Genomic DNA, 16098 nt, shown 5'->3' with positions numbered 1-16098 from the left:
GAGCAGAGCGGGGCAGAAAAGAAAAGGGCCCTGAAAGGGCCCTCGGAAACCATCTCAATGGATTAATGCAGCGCTGGCTGTACCGCTGGCAGCGCACTCTCCATCACCAGCCATCCGTGCTGATAGAACCACTCGGTGGCAGGGCCAAGCAGTAATTCGACAGAGAAAAAGCCGACCAGCCCCAGCACCAATGTGTAGGGCAGCGCCATCCAGACCATGCGGCCATAGGAGAGGCGCAGCAGCGGCGCCAATGCCGAGGTGAGCATAAACAGGAAGGCGGCCTGACCATTGGGGGTGGCGACCGATGGCAGGTTGGTACCTGTGTTGATGGCCACCGCCAGCAGATCGAACTGGGCGCGGTCAATGGCGCCATTGAGCAGGGCAGTCTTGACTTCGTTGATGTAGACGGTCCCGACAAAGACGTTGTCACTGACCATGGAGAGTAGACCGTTGGCTACATAGAAAAGCGCCAATTGTTGCTCTTGTTCCGCCGAAAGAACCCACTGGATCACCGGCTTGAACAACTGCTGATCGATGATGACGGCGACCACGCTGAAAAACACAGCCAGCAGGGCGGTAAAGGGCAGCGCCTCTTCAAAGGCCTTGCCCAGAGCATGCTCTTCGGTAATACCGGTGAACGAGGTTGCCAGCACGATGACCGAGAGGCCAATCAATCCTACCGCTGCAAGATGCAGAGCCAGGCCGACGATCAACCAGATGGCGATCAGAGCCTGTACCATCAGCTTGGCCTTGTCCTGCTGGGTGCGTTTGGCATTCTCATGCAGGTTGTACTCCTCCATGATAGCGCGCACCGACTCCGGCAATTTGGCACCATAACCGAACCATCCCATCTTCTCGACCAGCACACAGGTAAGCAAACCGCAGATAAAGACGGGGAGCGAGACGGGGGCCATGCGAATGGCAAACTCGCCAAAGTGCCAGCCAGCTTGCTCGCCGATGATGAGGTTTTGCGGCTCGCCCACCAGGGTGCAGACACCACCCAGCGCGGTACCGATGGCGGCATGCATCATCAGGCTGCGCAGGAAGGCGCGGAACTGCTCGAGAGCCTGATAGTGGTCTTCCTTTACTTCCTGATCATGGGTGTGGTCATGTGCATGCCCGAATCCCTTGCCGGACGAGACCTTGTGATAGATGGCATAGAAACCGGTGGCAACGCTGATCACCACGGCAATGACCGTCAGTGCATCGAGAAAAGCCGACAGGAAGGCGGAGACCAGACAGAAGGAGAGGGAGAGCAGGATCTTGGAGCGCACCCCGATCAGCAGCTTGGTGAAGACATAGAGCAGTAGCTGCTTCATGAAATAGATGCCTGCCACCATGAACACCAGCAACAGCAGCACTTCGATATTGGCAACCAGCTCATGCTTGACCTGATCGGCGGAGGTCATGCCGATCAACACGGCTTCGATCGCGAGCAGGCCACCCGGTTGCAGGGGGTAGCACTTGAGGGCCATCGCCAGGGTGAAGATAAATTCAACGACCAGTAACCAGCCCGCAATGAAAGGATCAAGGTGGAAGGCGATCGGATTGATCACCAGAAATAGCAAGATGGCGTTTTTGTACCACTGTGGTGCATTGCCCAAGAAGTTCTTGGCGAATGCCTGCCCTAGGCTTATTGGCATGATAATGGGTCTCAACTTTGTTGTTAGGATCTGCTTCTATGCAGTCAAGGATGATTCGACCTGTGCCTCCGGATGTTGGCCTTTATCTGTCTGATTCCTCGTGATTTTAATCAAAAAGCGTGACGATTATAAATGATAGCCGATGGATCTCTGCCCATGTGTCTGTTTTATAACCACCTTGTCGGGGTTGGCTGGCTCCCTCGTGGCGATTAGATATATATTCCCAACACTATATTTGCCATATGTGAGCAGAGGACTGACCTTATGCTTGCCAGCCATCATCGCTTTGATATCATTCGTCAGCCTTTTTACGCATTACAACAGAGTCAATTCATGGTTATAAAAGCGCAGAGCCCAGCAGGGTTTGCCGAGGAATACATCATCGAGTCCATCTGGAACAATCGCTTTCCTCCCGGATCTATTCTGCCCGCCGAGCGTGAATTATCCGAGTTGATCGGGGTGACGCGGACGACCTTGCGCGAAGTGCTGCAGCGACTGGCCCGTGATGGCTGGTTGACCATCCAGCATGGCAAGCCGACCAAGGTGAACAATTTCTGGGAAACCTCCGGCCTCAATATTCTGGAGACGTTGGCTCGTCTGGATCAGGACAAGGTACCTGATCTGATAGCTCAGCTGCTCTCCGCCCGTACCCACATCTGCACTATCTTTATCCGCGGGGCGATCCGTCACAATCCTGAACAGGCCGCCGAGATCCTGCGTGGCGCCGATGGGGTCGAGAACAACGCCCAGGCTTATGCCGAGTTCGATTATCGCCTGCACCACCAGCTGGCGTTTGCTTCCGGCAATCCGATCTACGCTTTGATCCTGAACGGTTTCAAAGGGTTGTATAGCAGAGTCGGCAGCTACTACTTCTCCGACAAGCAGGCCCGCGAGACCGCAGACGCCTACTACAAGACCCTGCTCAATCTGGCCGAGACCAAGAACCACGAAGCTGTGTTCATGACAGTGCGTCAGTACGGTATAGAGTCCGGCAAGCTCTGGACCCGCCTGCGTCAGGACATGCCAAGCGATCTGTGCGACAACTGATCCCTTGCCTGTGCTGTCCAAGAAACGCGCCATCCGGCGCGTTTTTTTATTCTGCCGAGTTTGTGTCTATCCTTGATTGGCGGTGGTAATTGCTTGAACTGCATGGATATTTGGCCAAAAAGCTTGATCCAGCGCAAATGAACCCTGCATTTATCACTTTGGTGGCATAGGACCCAACCGCTGATTGAGGTCAAATGGAGGCATCAAGAGCGGAGCCAATATCCGCCAGAAGGAACACACCTTTCACCGGATGAAGGACACAACAATGAGTCTTCTTGAACACACCATCTGGACAGTACTGGGATACGGGGCCATGCCCTTTATCTTTCTGAGCGGATTCGTGGCGGTGGCAGTGACCTGTTGCATGCTGCTGAACGCGTTCGGGGTACAGTCCGCCGAGAAGTGAGTCGCTTCTCATGCCGCCAAATGCCAGTCTTCGGACTGGCATTTGTTTTTTGTGTCTTTTAAAGCACTTATCCCGGCAGGGAAGGGGAAATCTTTGGTCAGGATGGTCGAACCTGCCGCCGATTTTGATTACACTGGCGCCCGTATTTCCCACTCACCCTTCTCTTATCAGGTGTTCAAGGTTTTCTATGGCTCTCAAGGCAACCGTATTCAAGGCCCAGATCAGTTTGTCAGATATGGATCGCAATCTGTATCAGGACTTCTCCCTCACGCTGGCGCGCCACCCCTCCGAAACCGATGAGCGGATGATGATCCGGCTGGCTGCCTTTGCCTGGCACGCTGCCGAGCGACTGGAGTTCACCAAGGGATTGAGCGCCGATGACGAACCCGAGCTCTGGTGCAAGAACTACTCGGACGAAATAGAGCTCTGGATCGAGCTGGGCCAACCCGATGAAAAACGGCTCAAAAAAGCCTGCAACCGCGCCCGTCAGGTGGTGCTCTATCTCTACGGTGGTCGTGGCACCAGCGTCTGGTGGAAGCAGAACCAGGGCAAGCTGAGCCAGCATGACAACCTCAGCATCATCGAACTCTCCGACAGCCAGACTCTGCCGCTGACCGCCATGGTCGAGCGTACCATGCAGCTCACCTGCACTATTTCCGATGGTCAGCTCTGGGTCAGTAACGGCGCACTGGAAGTGACGCTGGATCCGGTGGTGCTGATGGGCAAACCGGCCCGCGAACTGTAACGGACGCCGCCCATGTTCAGCGCCTTGCTCAATATCGTCATTCCGGTGTTCGGTGTGGTCGGGCTCGGCGCACTCTACGGGCGATTGCGACCGGGGGCCGCTCTCGGTTACGTCAATCGGGCCAATATCGAGCTGTTTACCCCGGCGCTGGTCTTCTCCGCGCTGGTCAAATATCCGCTGGCGCTGACGGAGCATCTGCCGCTGATTGCGGCGGGGGCGCTGGTTATTCTGTTACCCGGTCTGCTGCTCGCACTGCTCAAACTCAAAGGGATTGAGCGGGCAGCCCTGATCTTGCCCGCCATGTTCCGAAATACCGGCAATCTTGGTATCCCCTTGATGGTGCTGGCATTTGGCGAGCAGCAACTGGGGGCCATCGTGATCCTCTTTGTGCTCTCCAATCTGCTGCACTTCTCGTGTAACCCACCACTAAGAATGAAAAACCGGGAGCTGGTGAAAACAAGTGGGAGATGGCGGGACAAACTCAGGAATGGCGGGGCTTGTGGCGTGATGCGGTTAAACAAAGCCGTTTAACCGCAAAATGAAAACTTTCGAGTCAAGCTGCTAGCCAATGCGCTGAAAATGAAAAACTAGGCGTGATGCCTAGTTTTAATTGGGATTGTTTAATCCCTTTGTAAGCAGGTCACGAAATCCTAACTGGCGGAGTTGTTAGGATGCTTTTGGCTAAAAGAAGTCGTGCCCGGCCCAGACTACCTTGCCGATCACGGCCAGGTTCTCCAGCTGGTTGGCTGGAACGACCTGCAGGGGGTAATCATCGCGGTTGTCGCTGATGATGGTGATCCCGCCATCGAAGTTTTTCTGCAGGCGCTTGGCGTAGAGCTCTTCCCCCAGGCGCAACACGAAGATGGATCCGTCTTCGATCTGATTCTTGCTGATATCGACCAGGATAGAGTCACCAGAGTGGATGGTGGGCTCCATGCTGTCGCCTTTGGCGAAGACCACCACCAGGTTATCCGGGTTTAACTTGCGAAACGTGAGCCATTTACGGCGAAAGGCCAGCTTGCGTTTAACCTCATGATCATCATTAAACGCACCATGGCCGGTACTGACGGTGACATGGTAGCCATCGATCAGCGCGTACTCTTCATCAAACTCCTCACGTTGCACCATCTGCTCGGCCGTTCCATCCGGGTGTTTTGGGCCCTGACCGGTGGCCAGCCACTCCAGATTCACATTGAACGTCCGCGCGATGCGCAGCGCCTTGTCGATGGTGGGCAGTGAATTAAACGGGGGGAAGTATTTGCGCATCCCCGACTCACTCATCCCCACCAGTTCGGCAAATGCCTTGTAGCTCAGGCTCCCGCGCAGCTCATCCAGACGGTCACTCAAAGTATCCATTCCCGCCGTCAGAAAAGATACCTCACCGTCTTTTTGTACTGCTTGTGGTTTTTCTTCATAACGCTCTGACATACAAGGAATTCTCGGCTAGTGGCTAATGCTGGTGAGTCGATAGACAAAAAATTCCGCACAAAAAGACTTGTCAATCTTTTTGGGGTGATCAATCATTCATATGTGACGCGCTGCGACATAAAATCATTCTTTTATGAATGACAAAGATACGCACTGCGACACTTGATGATACCGAAACGGGGTGAGTATGTCAGGGAAAACACCAGAGTGGATCAGGGCTGAGCTCATAAAATGCGGATATTCCCAAGCTGCTTGGGCCCGCGCTAAAGGGTTGCACCCCCGAGCCGTACAGCGTTGCATCAAACACTATGCTCCGGCCAGAGGGATTAGCCCCAAGCGTCGGGAAAGCCGCGCCATCATGGCCCTGCTGTCCGAATCGTTGGGGATCGATCTGCTGGGAGGTGACCAATGAGCACCTGGTACACCGCCCAGGCACTGGCCGGATTGGTTGGCATGCCCGCTTACCCCGATGGTGTGCGCAAAAAGGCCGAGCGTGAAGAATGGCAAAGCCGCAAGCGCGAGAAAGGCAAAGGGGCTGAATACCACATTGGCTCACTGCCGATTGAAACCCGCCGTTACCTGGCAGAACAAGCTGTGGCCGCACAAGGTCATGCGGTGACCGATCATGCGGCGGGTGGCAAGGCTATGGCCAAGTTGCTGGCGCGTGAGGTGCCGGTCAAACCGGAGGCAGGCCGCAAATTGCTGACTTTGGGGGAGGGGGCTCGCCAGAAGGTCGATGCCAGACTGCTGATCCTGCAGGCCGCCGATATCTTCCTGGCCCCCTATCACGCCTGCCAGCAAGGGGAGGTGGGTCGCCGCGCCTTTATCGAGGCATACCGTGCCCGCACTCTCGCCCTGCCTGTCAGCGTTTATGAAAGGCAAAAGCCATTCAGTCTGATCACCCTGCGCCGCTGGCAAAGTGCGCTGGCGGATGAAGGCCCCGCAGCTCTGGCTGGCAACTATCAGCGGGAGCGGCCATCAACCGTCGAGCAGAGCCCGGATCTGGCCCAGTTTCTCACCGCACTGGTCACCACCAAGCCCCATCTGGCCAACAAGTGGGGGGCGCTGCACGAACTGGCCAGCCAATACAGCGAAATGAATCAGCTGGGATGGCAGATCCCCAGCCAATCCTCCTTGCGTCGCTGGATGGTGAAATGGTTGGCAGAGAACAAGGTGGCCTTTACCTACACCACCAACCCGGATGCCTACAACAACAAATATCGCAGCGCGATCGAGGAGATGTACCCCTGGATGGCCCAGCCCAACGACGTATGGGAGTTCGATAGCACCCCGGTCGATGCCATGTTGGTGGATGGTCGCCACAGCATCATCGCGGTGATCGACGTGTATACCCGTCGCGTTCGTCTGCTGGTGGCCAAGAGCTCATCGAGCGAAGGGATCTGCCTGCTGTTGCGCAAGACCCTGCTGGCCTGGGGCACGCTCAACGATAACGGCGTGATGCGCACCGATAACGGCTCCGACTACGTGAGCCAACGAGTCATGTCCATCTGCACCCTGCTTGGTATGAACGTCAGCCGCTCCAACGCCTACTCGGGGTGGGAGAAACCCCATATCGAGCGTTTTTTCCGCACCCTGAGCCACGGCCTGATCGAGCTGTTGCCCTCCTATATCGGCCACTGCGTGGCAGACCGTCAGGTGATCGAGGCGCGCAAGAGCTTTGCCCAGCGGCTGGAAGAGAAGCGCAAACCGGATGCGCAAAAAGAGATTTACGAGCTGGCCATGACGGCAGCAGAGCTGCAAACTCTGCTCGATAACTGGCTCGATGCCCGTTACCACAACCGCAAGCACAGCGCCCTCGGGGTCAGCCCCAATGAAAAGTATCAGCTGGCCCGTTATCAGCGCCGTGCCATTCCCGATGAAGCTGCGCTGGATCTGCTGCTCAACCATATCGGTGAGGCGACAGTCTCCAAAGGCTTTATCAAGGCCGGTGGTCTCAAATACAGCGCCCCCGAACTGCTGGAGCACAACTGGAAGAGCCAGCGGGTCAGCGTGTTTCTCGATCCGTGCGATGTGGGCCGCGCCATCTTGTACCGCACCGGCGACTGGAACGAGCGGATCGAGGCCATCAACATCGACCTGCTGGGCAATGGCATCAGTCCCGATGCCTTCCGGGCGGCCAAAAAAGCCGATGCCAAGGCGCTGGCCAGTTTTCGCCGCGAGATGCGCAACCTTGCCAAGACCTTTGGCATCGACCAGCTCCATCAGGATGTGGTGCGCCACTTCGTCGATCAGGCCAAGGGTATTGAAGCGTTCAGTCGGCGCGATCTCACCCTCGATAACCCGGCATTGGCCGCGCTCACCGGGGTTTCAACCACCGCTGAACCCGCCCGTTTCAATGCGGCAGAGCTGGCCGCCATAGAAGCCAGACGAGAAGCGAAAGCGCAGCGGGCGCAATCCATCGCAGGGCAGGAATCGAGAGCACTCAAGACCGAGTACGAGCAAGCGATCTATCTGGCAGAGCGGGAGCTGGATACCCCGCTGACAGAGCGGGAGAAGGAGTGGCTGACCCGATACCTCTACAGCCACAAGCTGATGGCAAAACGCATTAACCGCCATCTGGATGAAGTTCGGGCTACCCGCCGCACCCAGGCAAAAGGTTAGCGAATAGCCCGAAAAGGCCCAAAAACAAAGGACAAACCCACTATGAAACACAAGATCGTTGAAGTCAAAAACATGATCAAGACCGAGCAGCTGCTCGACAACTTGCTCAACCGCTCCAGCATCGTGCCGGGCATTGGTCTGATCCATGGCCCCTCCGGCTTTGGCAAGACCACCGCCGTGGAATGGCTGTTCAACCAGGACGAAGTGAACGGCATCTATGTCCGCTGCTACAAGGCCGACACGGTGACCAGCCTGCTGGAGCAGATTGCCAAAGAGATCGGCATTCCCCAGCGCCACAACCTGCGTGCTCAGGTCGATAGCATCATCGAATCCGTGCGCGCCGAAGAGCTGGCCATCTTCGTGGACGAGGCCGATTACGTGGTCGGCAATGCCCGCATCATGGAGACCCTGCGCGATATCTACGATGCCACCGAACAACCCCTGATCCTGGTCGGGATGGAAGAGATTGCCCGCCGCATCAGCCAGCGCAAGCAACTGTTTAACCGCATCTCCCAGTGGATCGAATTCAAACCGGCCGATCTCGATGACGTGTCCCTGATTGCCAGCGAAATGCTGGAGGTGGACGTGGAGATCGACGATGCACTGCTGGATCTGATCCGCAAGCGTTCCAACGGCGTGGTGCGCACCATCGTCTCGGCCCTCGACAAGATTGAAAAAATGGCGATGGCCTCTGATGCCCGGATTATCCGGCTGGAGGACGTTGATGCCAGCGAGCTGCTCCATGACGTGCGTCGCAGCCGCTAGCCGTCAGGCTACAGCCAATAAAAACAAAGCACGGGAGGGATTCCAGTGGTTGATACAAAAGCAACGCTAATGACGTTGCAAGCCTGGGAATGGATGTGCCAGCAAGAGACTTTTCTGATCAAGGACGTGATCGCCGTGACGGGAATGTCGGAGGCACATATCTACAAGGTCGTGCGTGACTGGTTGGCCGCTGGCCACCTCATTAAACACCCGGACGGCGTGGTATCCCGCCCGGCCTATTTCAAAGTGGTTAGCGCCCAATACGTGCCACCGATTGGCAAAAGTAGTGGCCAGAAGCGGCCAAAATGCCGGAACAAGCGCAAAACCAATCAACAGAAAATGTGGAACACCATGAAGATCAGCCGCTTCTTCACCCTGACAGACCTGATGCTGACGGCAGAGACAGGTCAGAAACAAGCCTGGTTTTACACCGATAGGTTGGTGAAAGCCGGTTACGTCAAAGTGCTGTTCAAAGTTGACAGTTTGCTGCCTGTACCCGCCAGACACGGCCTGACAGGACGCTATCAGCTGGTCAGGGATACAGGCCGTTATGCCCCGCTGTGTCGTGACCATGGTTGCTGGGATCAAAACCAGCAGCAGTTATACCCGTTCCAACGGAGGAGGAGACACATGGAAACGTGGCTTGAGGTGTTGCAGGCCGAAGTGGCGGCCAGTTCGCTGGCCCAGGTGGCCGAGAAGCTCGGGCTCTCTCGCACCACCATCAGCCAGGTCTGCAACGAAAAGTATCCCGGCGATATGGCAAGGGTACAGACCCTGGTGGAAGGGGCCCTGATGGGCAACAAGGTGAGGTGCCCCATCCTGGGGGATATCCCGGCGCATCAGTGTCTCGCTCACCAGCGCCGTGGCCCCAGCGAAGTGGGCAGCAGTCCGATGGATATCAAGCTCTGGAAGGCATGCCGCAGCGGTTGCCCCCATAGCCAGCTGACCGAGGCGCAGCAACTGCGTCGCCCGATGCGGTTATCTGTAGAGCAGGGCAAAGGGGCGCAGAAAACGGCTCGCTATGACGCCGAGGCAACCCTCTCCAGATTGCGCCGACAGGCCAAAAGCGATGGCGACAATGCCAGCAGCAGCCTGCGCATTCTGAGTGAGCTGCTGGCCGAAGAGCTGAAAATCATGGCCATCAAATACAACCGGCTGCTCGACAAGCAAGAAGGCAAATAAGGGTTGGTGGGGCTCTTTCGCGGTGGGCCCGGTGACGAGATCACAAGGAGAACGGGATGAAAAAGCATCTGCACAGCAATTTGCAAAAGACCGCCGAGCAACTCAGCCACTGGCTGACGGCCAAGGGATATGACGTTCGCACCAGCCGGGTTTGCCATACCCCGCTGCTGGCGGTTACCGGGCCACTGCCCAAAGAGATGCAGGCGCGCGCCGTGTTGAGCCGTGAATGTCTGGCGGGCGTGGTGCGTGAAGTTGCCCTGGTGCGCTTTGGCGGGTGCCTGCTGCACTGGCGCCAAGAATCCTGAAACCGGCAAGGGGGATGAGATGAGCAAGATCCAGCTTGAGATAGAAGACGAGGCGCTGGCGCGGGTGGTACTGCGCCAGTTACCCAAGTTTCTCGAATTCTGCAGCGCGACCCACCAAGAGGAGCTGGCGAGCGCGACAACAGAGCAGTTCAGCGCCGTGATGTGCCCTCCGGTGCCTGGCAGCAACAAGATCCATTAAGGAGAAGCCCATGCAAGAAGCACAAACCAGCAGTACCACCCCGATGCGCCAGAACGCTCAGGGGCACTGGGTACCGGAAAGCCTGATCGCCCCGGCAGACAAGCTGCGCGATGAAGTGGTGCTGGCCATTATCGCTGCTGCCCGCGAGCAGCGCGCACAGCTGGCTGCCTTCAAGATTGGCGCCATGCAACAGATCGCCGACTTTGTTGATCTCTCCGCCGAGCAGTACGGCGTGGCATGGGGCGGTACCAAGGGCAACGTGACCCTGCTCAGTTTTGATGGCCGTTACAAGCTTATTCGGGCGGTGGGGGAGCACCGCAAATTTGATGAACGGATCCAGGCCGCCAAAGCGCTGATTGACCAGTGCATCGCCCGCTGGAGCGATGGCGCTAGCAGCGAGATCCGAGCCCTGGTAGACCATGCCTTTCGGGTATCCAAGAGCGGTCATATCGACGTAAATCAGGTGCTCTCCCTGCGCCAGCTCAATATCGATGACCCGGATTGGCTGTTGGCCATGCAAGCTGCTGTCGATGCCATCCAGGTGACCGGTACCAGCCAATATCTGCGGCTCTATGAGCGTGACGCCCACGGGCGTTACATCCAGATGAGCCTGGATCTGGCCAAGTTGTGAAGGAGGAATACGCGGTGGAAATCAACGTGGAAAAAGCCGAAGAGCAACTGCTGCTCTGTGAGCAGATCACCGAAACCGAGGGCACCTGTTACCCCGACGACACCTATGAAGATGGCATCAAGGCCGCCCTGCTCTGGGCGCTGGGGCTGGGGCCTGCCCCCCTCAATGCCGAGGAGTATCAAGGGGTGACGCCACTGCAGTTCGAGTAATGGCCCGCTGCGAAACAGGGCGGCAATGCCGCCTTGTCTACCCGGTGTGGTGGCCGGGTACTGATGAGCAACCAAACGATCTGGGCCCAGGTCTTCACCGTCTTGATACAAGGAGCACGGCGATGACCAAAACAGAGATGGATATTCGACTTACCAAGATATTCAGCAGCGCAGCCATTGCACTGGTTGCGGCTGAGAAACGGGCTGTGTGCAAACAGCTCAAGCAGTTTGATAAAGAGGCGCGCGCCCGTGGCTTTCATGCACTGGCCGGAGAAGCCTGCCAGATGCGCTGGCAACTGGTGGCCGAACTGCAGCAGGCCAAATCGGCCAGAGATGGTGGTGGGGTACACGAAACCGGGGATCGCCATGGCCATCTATAGCCCCCTGCTGGCCCCCCATATTCTGGCTCGCCGCCTGCAAAGCGGTCGGGCCTGCATCACCGAACTGGGGCTGGAGCAGCGCTGCCCCCGTTGTGGCGAGTTCTGGCCATGGGATACCGAGTTTTTCGGTGTGGCGAGCGATGCCACCCGGCTCTCCAGCTGGTGTCGGGGGTGCCTCAATGAGCACTACCAACAGCTGAGAGTGGCCGGGCAGCACCATGACAGCAAGGCAGAACGGGGAGGGGATAGGTGATGGATAAACGCAGCAGACTGATCCGGTTGGTACAGGTGGGGCGCCGTGCGTTGGCGCTCGATGACGAGTGTTACCGCGACTTGCTGGCCAGCCACACCGGCAAGCGCAGCGCCGCCCTGTTGAGCGAACAGGAGCTGGAACAGGTGTTGGCAGCTTTCAAGGCGGCGGGCTTTATTCCCAAGCCTGCTCGCCATGCAGCCAACAGACGGCTGAGTCCGGCGACCGGTAGCCACGTCAGGGTCAATGAAATTGCCAAGATCAGAGCCATCTGGTGCGAGATGGCTCGTCTTGGCATCGTCAGGGATGGTTCGGAAACCGCATTAAACCACTGGGTGCAACGGATGACGGCCCGTTTAAACGGTGGGGTAGGGGTGGCCGAGGTGGGCTGGCTGGATGCGCCTCTGGCCGTCAAAGTGCTGGAGGCGCTGAAAAAGTGGAACAGCCGTACCTGAGTTAATCAGGAATACGCCCTGCTTTTTCTAGCCGAGCTAGAGTAAGCATTACCCCTTTGGCTAAAATGATCAGGCCAACTACTGCCGAGGCGACCCAGATGATTTGCAATATATCGATCATCCCATCTCGCATCGGGCCTTGAGCTGGAAGGTTGCTGATTAAGAACGCAGGGAAAATAGCCAACCCAAAGGCAATGATAAAAGCAATGACCGCAGGCCATAGAGCATTGGGGTCTCGCTGGCTTTTCACCGTTAGATCCAGCAGCCATTCAACTAATCGTTCGCTCCATTTCATTCGTCTCAATCTCCCTTTGATAACGAGGGACTCAGTATGCGCTAAAAAATGTGCGCATAAAATGGCCTGTGTTCTAATCGGCGCACCGCTTTTTCTGTTTTGCCGGGGGAGTCATGGAACAAAATCTGGATCTCTTTGCCGATGATCACGCCTCACTGGGGCAGCTGGTCGATCGCCTCGACCAGATCCCGGCCTCCGAACTGACGGCCAAATGGCCCAAAGCCCTGAGCGAGCTGGTGGATGTGCTGGCCTGCGAACTGGCAAGAGGGGGAATGGGGCTCGAGCAGGCCAAGGCTCAGGCCCGCAAGTTGGCGCTGGTTCAGGCCCACTATATGGGGGGCCGCGCCTACTACATCCCAACCGGGGAACATCTCAAAGCCGCGCTGCGTGACAGGGCGATCTGGGATGAGTTTAATGGCCGCAATATTGACCAGCTTGCCCGTAAGCATGGCCTCTCGGTTCCGCAGACCTATGCAGTGGTGGCGGATCAGCGAAAGTTAACGAGGCGTAAGGTACAGGGGGATTTTTTTACACAACAGCCTGATTGACAAAATGGCACTTTCCCGAAGATAATAGGTTTACAAAATCCAAAAATGCCGAAAAGGTGACGAATGGAAAACCAGTACCCTGTTCCTCAACATGTACAACCCCTTCTTGACCAAGATACGGTAAACCAACTTTTGGGCGAGATTGCATATGCTCTCAATGAGCATCAAGATTATTGCCATCCGGAGCTGGATTGGTCTTGGACAAAAGGGACGGGTCTTTATGGCCGTGTTATGCAGTACATTCGACTGATGCATAAGAGGAAAAAGTACGATTGGTTGAATTTCGTCTCCCCTAGAATGGATTTTGTTTTCTCTGTTAACAATGTTCCGATGCAGTTTTCTAAGGATACGATTTCGAATCCTGCCAAAAAACATCGGTTATTAATGAATGCACCTGAGTTCGAGCAGCTTCGACTTTTTTCTAATACTGAACCTGAACTTGAACTCAAATGGCGAGTTATGGTTGAGCCTCATATTGAAGATGAGGATTTAGCTCCATCATGGACAATTGCGTTGGTCGGATTTAATCAATATCAAGCAATTGTTGCAATGCAGAGCATTGATAGTTCTGTGGCTATCATCCCTGCAACATCAACCCATGTTGAACTCCCAGAAGCAAAAGATATTGATGTCGCGCCTGTATTCAGACGCCGCACCGATGAGCAAAAAGATAATGGATCTGTTTAGTAATAAATCACTTGGTCAGGAATCATATAGGGGCGACAAACTGAAAGTCGCCCGTATGGCAAAAGGATTCTCTTTGGAGGAAATTGCTACCGCTATTGGTAAGACCAGACAATCGATCAGCTTGTATGAGAAGGGAATGCAACCAACAGAAGAGGCTTTGGATGCCATATGTTCTCTTCTTGGCATTGAGAAAAACTTCCTCTTTTCACAAAGAGCATATCCTATTGAAGCCGAAGTTTGTCATTTCAGAAGTTTGCGTTCTCGTACACAAACAATGACAAAAAGTGTAATGGCGAGAGCCGAAATTTTTGAGGAAGTCATAAGATGTGTTGAGCGTGAGATTGTCTTCCCTGATGTAATGATGCCAGATGTCTCAGCGTTCAACATAAATAATGTTAATGAAATTGAACGAGTTGCAGAACAATGTCGTAGAGAATGGGACTTAGGTCTAGGCCCAATATCATCAATGGTTAATCTTGTGGAAAGATTAGGTGTTGTAGTAACTACGATTCGTGGTGTTGATGAAAAAGTTGACGCATTTTCAGTTCCCCATCAACGACCTTTTATTATTCGAAATGATGCTAAAAAGAGTGTGTGTCGTTTCAGATTCGATATTGCTCATGAACTAGGACATTTGGTTTTACATGATGGCATTACTACTGGTGATACGATCACAGAGGCTCAAGCAAATCGGTTCGCAAGTGCATTCTTAATGCCAAGGGTATCATTCTCAAAAGAGTTTCCTGCCCTCAGAGGTAGACAATTTGACTGGAGTAAGCTTGTCGAGTTTAAGTCCCGTTGGAAAGTGAGCTTAAAGGCGATCATCTATCGGGCATCATCATTGGGCTTGATTACACCAGAGAAGGCTCGAAGCGGTTTTCTTTTTTTGAATACTAAAGGTTACACAAGGGAAGAACCTGGTGATGAACTGATTCCTATGGAGGCACCGACACTTCTGAATCGGGCGATTGAGGTTTTACCTCATAGAGAGTGGTCAGCAATTTTGGCGTCCATAGGGGTAACGGAAGAGATTGTCTTTGAACTTTTTGGAATTAGGCACTTTGGAGCAGAAAAAAAACCACTACGACTAGTGATGTAACTCTTCTAACCCACCATAAACCCATGCCATAGAGGCCCCTCGGTACGCTGCTGATAACGCAGTTCACCGAGGGGCCTTTATGTTATCACTCGCACTTAAATGGCTGCTTCGTCCCGATGTGGAAGGGGGCGAAGTCAACCATCACGCTGACCGTGGTGGCCATACCAAGTACGGCATCGCCGATGCCGCCGATGGCAAGAAGGACGGCATGGCCGACCTCGATCGGGATGGGGTACCCGATATCGCTATCGGTGATCTGACCCCGGCCCATACCGAGCCCTTTTACCGCCAGAACTACTGGGCTCCCGCCCGCTGTGACCTGATCGCCAGCTTAAGCCCGGCCCTCTCTATCGCCGTGTTTGATGCAGCGGTGCATCACGGGCCGAAACGCGCCATCCAACAGCTGCAGCAGGTCTTGGGGGTGATGGCAGATGGCCGCCTTGGCCCTGTGTCGATTGGCAGGCTCAAGCAGCAACTGGGCGCAAAGGGTGAGACCTCATTCCTGCTGGCGCTGATGATGCAGCGGGCCAGCTTCATGCACGGCATTGTGCGCAAAGACCCGAGCCAGTGGGCCAATGCCGATGGCTGGATCAACCGACTGCTGCGTCTGCAGAACTACCTCCTTTCCGACGTAGTTGGCGAGGTGGTGGCATGAGCGTGCTGACCATCAAGCAACAGAAGGCAGCGGCCGCGATCCAGGCTGCGGGCTGCTTTGGCATCCCTGAGCTCAAGAACCCCCGTTATCTCGCTTGCTTCAAGGATGGGCGCAAAGCCCATCTCAAGGCCGCTTTGGCCAATCAGATCGCTGACCCGAAGGCGATCCCGCTCTATAGCCACCACCAGACCCGTCAATCCCTCTTTGAGAAGGGGTGGCGCTCGGTGACCGAACTGGATCGCCTGCGGGCCCGTGCCCGTCATTCCCAACCTCCGTTATTTCAACCCAAAAAGAAGGAAGTCCATCATGCCTGATTCCCTGTTACCTCAAGCGAAGTCTGCTTTCAAAAGCCGCACTGTGATCGGTGGTGTGATTGCCGTGGGGGCCGGTATTGCGGGCCTGTTCGGTGTGCCGGTCGATGCGGGTACCCAAGCCAGCTTGGCATCCACCCTGGTGGATCTGGCCAGTGCGGTGGGTGGCCTGCTCGCCATCTGGGGCCGCATCAAGGCGACCCATACCGTCCGTTAGTAGCCATACGAGAGAGGTC

At 55.5% G+C, this 16098-nt stretch carries 22 protein-coding genes, 1 other RNA gene and 1 pseudogene; 21 read left to right on the top strand and 3 right to left on the bottom strand.

The features are described from left to right. Positions 1-62: 62 nt before the first annotated feature. Positions 63-1643, bottom strand: a complete 1581-nt coding sequence (nhaB, locus tag ACW5W8_RS06395) for a sodium/proton antiporter NhaB (protein ID WP_498626950.1) — start codon at positions 1641-1643, stop codon at positions 63-65. A 333-nt stretch (positions 1644-1976) separates the two neighbouring features. On the opposite strand from nhaB, the gene fadR reads away from it, so the two are divergent. The 4 genes and pseudogenes from fadR to ACW5W8_RS06375 form a co-directional block, all read left to right on the top strand. Beyond that, positions 1977-2690: a fatty acid metabolism transcriptional regulator FadR gene (gene fadR / locus ACW5W8_RS06390; RefSeq protein ID WP_026034983.1), complete on the top strand. Its 714-nt coding sequence runs from the start codon at positions 1977-1979 to the stop codon at positions 2688-2690. A 265-nt stretch (positions 2691-2955) separates the two neighbouring features. Beyond that, positions 2956-3096, top strand: coding sequence for a TIGR02808 family protein (locus tag ACW5W8_RS06385; RefSeq protein ID WP_005345965.1), 141 nt, complete (start codon positions 2956-2958; stop codon positions 3094-3096). Between the two features lie 187 nt (positions 3097-3283). Continuing rightward, positions 3284-3841, top strand: coding sequence for a YaeQ family protein (locus ACW5W8_RS06380; protein ID WP_005336887.1), 558 nt, complete (start codon positions 3284-3286; stop codon positions 3839-3841). A gap of 12 nt (positions 3842-3853) precedes the next feature. Further along, positions 3854-4255, top strand: a pseudogene (locus tag ACW5W8_RS06375) (AEC family transporter); the annotation flags it as partial. A gap of 267 nt (positions 4256-4522) precedes the next feature. Here the strand turns inward: ACW5W8_RS06375 and ACW5W8_RS06370 are convergent. Beyond that, positions 4523-5269: a LexA family transcriptional regulator gene (locus ACW5W8_RS06370; RefSeq protein WP_013723688.1), complete on the bottom strand. Its 747-nt coding sequence runs from the start codon at positions 5267-5269 to the stop codon at positions 4523-4525. Positions 5270-5677: 408 nt separating this feature from the next. On the opposite strand from ACW5W8_RS06370, the gene ACW5W8_RS06365 reads away from it, so the two are divergent. From ACW5W8_RS06365 to ACW5W8_RS06315, 11 genes are all read left to right on the top strand, one after another. Next, the gene (locus ACW5W8_RS06365) at positions 5678-7891 is read left to right on the top strand and encodes a DNA-binding protein (protein ID WP_139461450.1); all 2214 of its coding nucleotides are present in this window, start codon (positions 5678-5680) and stop codon (positions 7889-7891) included. A gap of 42 nt (positions 7892-7933) precedes the next feature. Further along, positions 7934-8656, top strand: a complete 723-nt coding sequence (locus tag ACW5W8_RS06360) for an AAA family ATPase (RefSeq protein ID WP_029300291.1) — start codon at positions 7934-7936, stop codon at positions 8654-8656. Between the two features lie 69 nt (positions 8657-8725). Beyond that, positions 8726-9838 carry a helix-turn-helix domain-containing protein gene (locus ACW5W8_RS06355; protein WP_498626949.1) on the top strand — a complete coding sequence of 371 codons (1113 nt, stop codon included), beginning with the start codon at positions 8726-8728 and terminating at the stop codon, positions 9836-9838. A gap of 56 nt (positions 9839-9894) precedes the next feature. Next, entirely contained in the window at positions 9895-10143 is a 249-nt protein-coding gene (locus tag ACW5W8_RS06350; RefSeq protein WP_005353401.1) for a Kil protein family, read from the top strand. A gap of 19 nt (positions 10144-10162) precedes the next feature. Then, positions 10163-10342, top strand: a complete 180-nt coding sequence (locus ACW5W8_RS06345) for a hypothetical protein (protein WP_498626948.1) — start codon at positions 10163-10165, stop codon at positions 10340-10342. 10 nt (positions 10343-10352) lie between these two features. Beyond that, the gene (locus ACW5W8_RS06340; RefSeq protein WP_139461452.1) at positions 10353-10973 is read left to right on the top strand and encodes a DUF3164 family protein; all 621 of its coding nucleotides are present in this window, start codon (positions 10353-10355) and stop codon (positions 10971-10973) included. 14 nt (positions 10974-10987) lie between these two features. Further along, on the top strand, positions 10988-11182 hold the full coding sequence (locus tag ACW5W8_RS06335) for a hypothetical protein (protein WP_005345945.1): 195 nt from the start codon (positions 10988-10990) through the stop codon (positions 11180-11182). Positions 11183-11189: 7 nt separating this feature from the next. Continuing rightward, positions 11190-11259, top strand: an RNA gene (locus tag ACW5W8_RS06330) — hammerhead ribozyme type II. A 45-nt stretch (positions 11260-11304) separates the two neighbouring features. Further along, on the top strand, positions 11305-11562 hold the full coding sequence (locus ACW5W8_RS06325) for a hypothetical protein (RefSeq protein ID WP_060585863.1): 258 nt from the start codon (positions 11305-11307) through the stop codon (positions 11560-11562). Beyond that, positions 11549-11815 (top strand): hypothetical protein, encoded by a 267-nt coding sequence (locus ACW5W8_RS06320; protein ID WP_013723579.1) that lies wholly within the window; start codon positions 11549-11551, stop codon positions 11813-11815. The genes ACW5W8_RS06325 and ACW5W8_RS06320 overlap by 14 nt, the downstream gene beginning before the upstream one ends. Next, a complete protein-coding gene (locus ACW5W8_RS06315) occupies positions 11815-12267 on the top strand; it encodes a gp16 family protein (protein ID WP_139461454.1) in 453 nt (150 codons plus the stop codon). The genes ACW5W8_RS06320 and ACW5W8_RS06315 overlap by 1 nt, the downstream gene beginning before the upstream one ends. A 1-nt stretch (position 12268) precedes the next feature. Here ACW5W8_RS06315 and ACW5W8_RS06310 read toward each other — a convergent pair whose 3' ends face one another. After that, entirely contained in the window at positions 12269-12562 is a 294-nt protein-coding gene (locus ACW5W8_RS06310; protein ID WP_139461455.1) for a hypothetical protein, read from the bottom strand. A 113-nt stretch (positions 12563-12675) separates the two neighbouring features. Here ACW5W8_RS06310 and ACW5W8_RS06305 point away from each other — a divergent pair, with 113 nt between their 5' ends. The 6 genes from ACW5W8_RS06305 to ACW5W8_RS06280 all read left to right on the top strand — a co-directional run bounded on the left by ACW5W8_RS06305 (position 12676) and on the right by ACW5W8_RS06280 (position 16079). Further along, a complete protein-coding gene (locus ACW5W8_RS06305) occupies positions 12676-13110 on the top strand; it encodes a Mor transcription activator family protein (RefSeq protein WP_139461456.1) in 435 nt (144 codons plus the stop codon). A 63-nt stretch (positions 13111-13173) separates the two neighbouring features. Further along, entirely contained in the window at positions 13174-13797 is a 624-nt protein-coding gene (locus ACW5W8_RS06300; RefSeq protein WP_139461457.1) for a hypothetical protein, read from the top strand. After that, positions 13784-14896 (top strand): XRE family transcriptional regulator, encoded by a 1113-nt coding sequence (locus tag ACW5W8_RS06295; protein ID WP_139461458.1) that lies wholly within the window; start codon positions 13784-13786, stop codon positions 14894-14896. The genes ACW5W8_RS06300 and ACW5W8_RS06295 overlap by 14 nt, the downstream gene beginning before the upstream one ends. A 79-nt stretch (positions 14897-14975) precedes the next feature. Beyond that, the gene (locus ACW5W8_RS06290) at positions 14976-15551 is read left to right on the top strand and encodes a glycoside hydrolase family 108 protein (RefSeq protein WP_139461459.1); all 576 of its coding nucleotides are present in this window, start codon (positions 14976-14978) and stop codon (positions 15549-15551) included. After that, positions 15548-15865 carry a hypothetical protein gene (locus ACW5W8_RS06285; protein ID WP_139461460.1) on the top strand — a complete coding sequence of 106 codons (318 nt, stop codon included), beginning with the start codon at positions 15548-15550 and terminating at the stop codon, positions 15863-15865. Before ACW5W8_RS06290 ends, ACW5W8_RS06285 begins: the two co-directional genes overlap by 4 nt. Beyond that, on the top strand, positions 15858-16079 hold the full coding sequence (locus ACW5W8_RS06280; RefSeq protein ID WP_005353373.1) for a hypothetical protein: 222 nt from the start codon (positions 15858-15860) through the stop codon (positions 16077-16079). The genes ACW5W8_RS06285 and ACW5W8_RS06280 overlap by 8 nt, the downstream gene beginning before the upstream one ends. Positions 16080-16098 lie beyond the last annotated feature (19 nt).

The organism is Aeromonas aquatilis (genome assembly GCF_054052405.1).
The sequence above is the reverse complement of the archived record's forward strand: the minus strand, read 5'-3'. Positions and strand labels throughout refer to the sequence as shown.

Coding starts and splice junctions, on each gene's coding strand:
- ACW5W8_RS06280 (WP_005353373.1), top strand. CDS start 15,858: ATGCCTGATTCCCTGTTACCTCAAGCGAAGTCTGCTTTCAAAAGCCGC.
- ACW5W8_RS06365 (WP_139461450.1), top strand. CDS start 5,678: ATGAGCACCTGGTACACCGCCCAGGCACTGGCCGGATTGGTTGGCATG.
- ACW5W8_RS06295 (WP_139461458.1), top strand. CDS start 13,784: ATGGATCTGTTTAGTAATAAATCACTTGGTCAGGAATCATATAGGGGC.
- ACW5W8_RS06360 (WP_029300291.1), top strand. CDS start 7,934: ATGAAACACAAGATCGTTGAAGTCAAAAACATGATCAAGACCGAGCAG.
- ACW5W8_RS06310 (WP_139461455.1), bottom strand. CDS start 12,562: ATGAAATGGAGCGAACGATTAGTTGAATGGCTGCTGGATCTAACGGTG.
- ACW5W8_RS06355 (WP_498626949.1), top strand. CDS start 8,726: ATGACGTTGCAAGCCTGGGAATGGATGTGCCAGCAAGAGACTTTTCTG.
- fadR (WP_026034983.1), top strand. CDS start 1,977: ATGGTTATAAAAGCGCAGAGCCCAGCAGGGTTTGCCGAGGAATACATC.
- ACW5W8_RS06340 (WP_139461452.1), top strand. CDS start 10,353: ATGCAAGAAGCACAAACCAGCAGTACCACCCCGATGCGCCAGAACGCT.
- ACW5W8_RS06370 (WP_013723688.1), bottom strand. CDS start 5,269: ATGTCAGAGCGTTATGAAGAAAAACCACAAGCAGTACAAAAAGACGGT.
- ACW5W8_RS06315 (WP_139461454.1), top strand. CDS start 11,815: ATGGATAAACGCAGCAGACTGATCCGGTTGGTACAGGTGGGGCGCCGT.
- nhaB (WP_498626950.1), bottom strand. CDS start 1,643: ATGCCAATAAGCCTAGGGCAGGCATTCGCCAAGAACTTCTTGGGCAAT.
- ACW5W8_RS06285 (WP_139461460.1), top strand. CDS start 15,548: ATGAGCGTGCTGACCATCAAGCAACAGAAGGCAGCGGCCGCGATCCAG.
- ACW5W8_RS06305 (WP_139461456.1), top strand. CDS start 12,676: ATGGAACAAAATCTGGATCTCTTTGCCGATGATCACGCCTCACTGGGG.
- ACW5W8_RS06325 (WP_060585863.1), top strand. CDS start 11,305: ATGACCAAAACAGAGATGGATATTCGACTTACCAAGATATTCAGCAGC.
- ACW5W8_RS06385 (WP_005345965.1), top strand. CDS start 2,956: ATGAGTCTTCTTGAACACACCATCTGGACAGTACTGGGATACGGGGCC.
- ACW5W8_RS06345 (WP_498626948.1), top strand. CDS start 10,163: ATGAGCAAGATCCAGCTTGAGATAGAAGACGAGGCGCTGGCGCGGGTG.
- ACW5W8_RS06290 (WP_139461459.1), top strand. CDS start 14,976: ATGTTATCACTCGCACTTAAATGGCTGCTTCGTCCCGATGTGGAAGGG.
- ACW5W8_RS06350 (WP_005353401.1), top strand. CDS start 9,895: ATGAAAAAGCATCTGCACAGCAATTTGCAAAAGACCGCCGAGCAACTC.
- ACW5W8_RS06380 (WP_005336887.1), top strand. CDS start 3,284: ATGGCTCTCAAGGCAACCGTATTCAAGGCCCAGATCAGTTTGTCAGAT.
- ACW5W8_RS06300 (WP_139461457.1), top strand. CDS start 13,174: ATGGAAAACCAGTACCCTGTTCCTCAACATGTACAACCCCTTCTTGAC.
- ACW5W8_RS06320 (WP_013723579.1), top strand. CDS start 11,549: ATGGCCATCTATAGCCCCCTGCTGGCCCCCCATATTCTGGCTCGCCGC.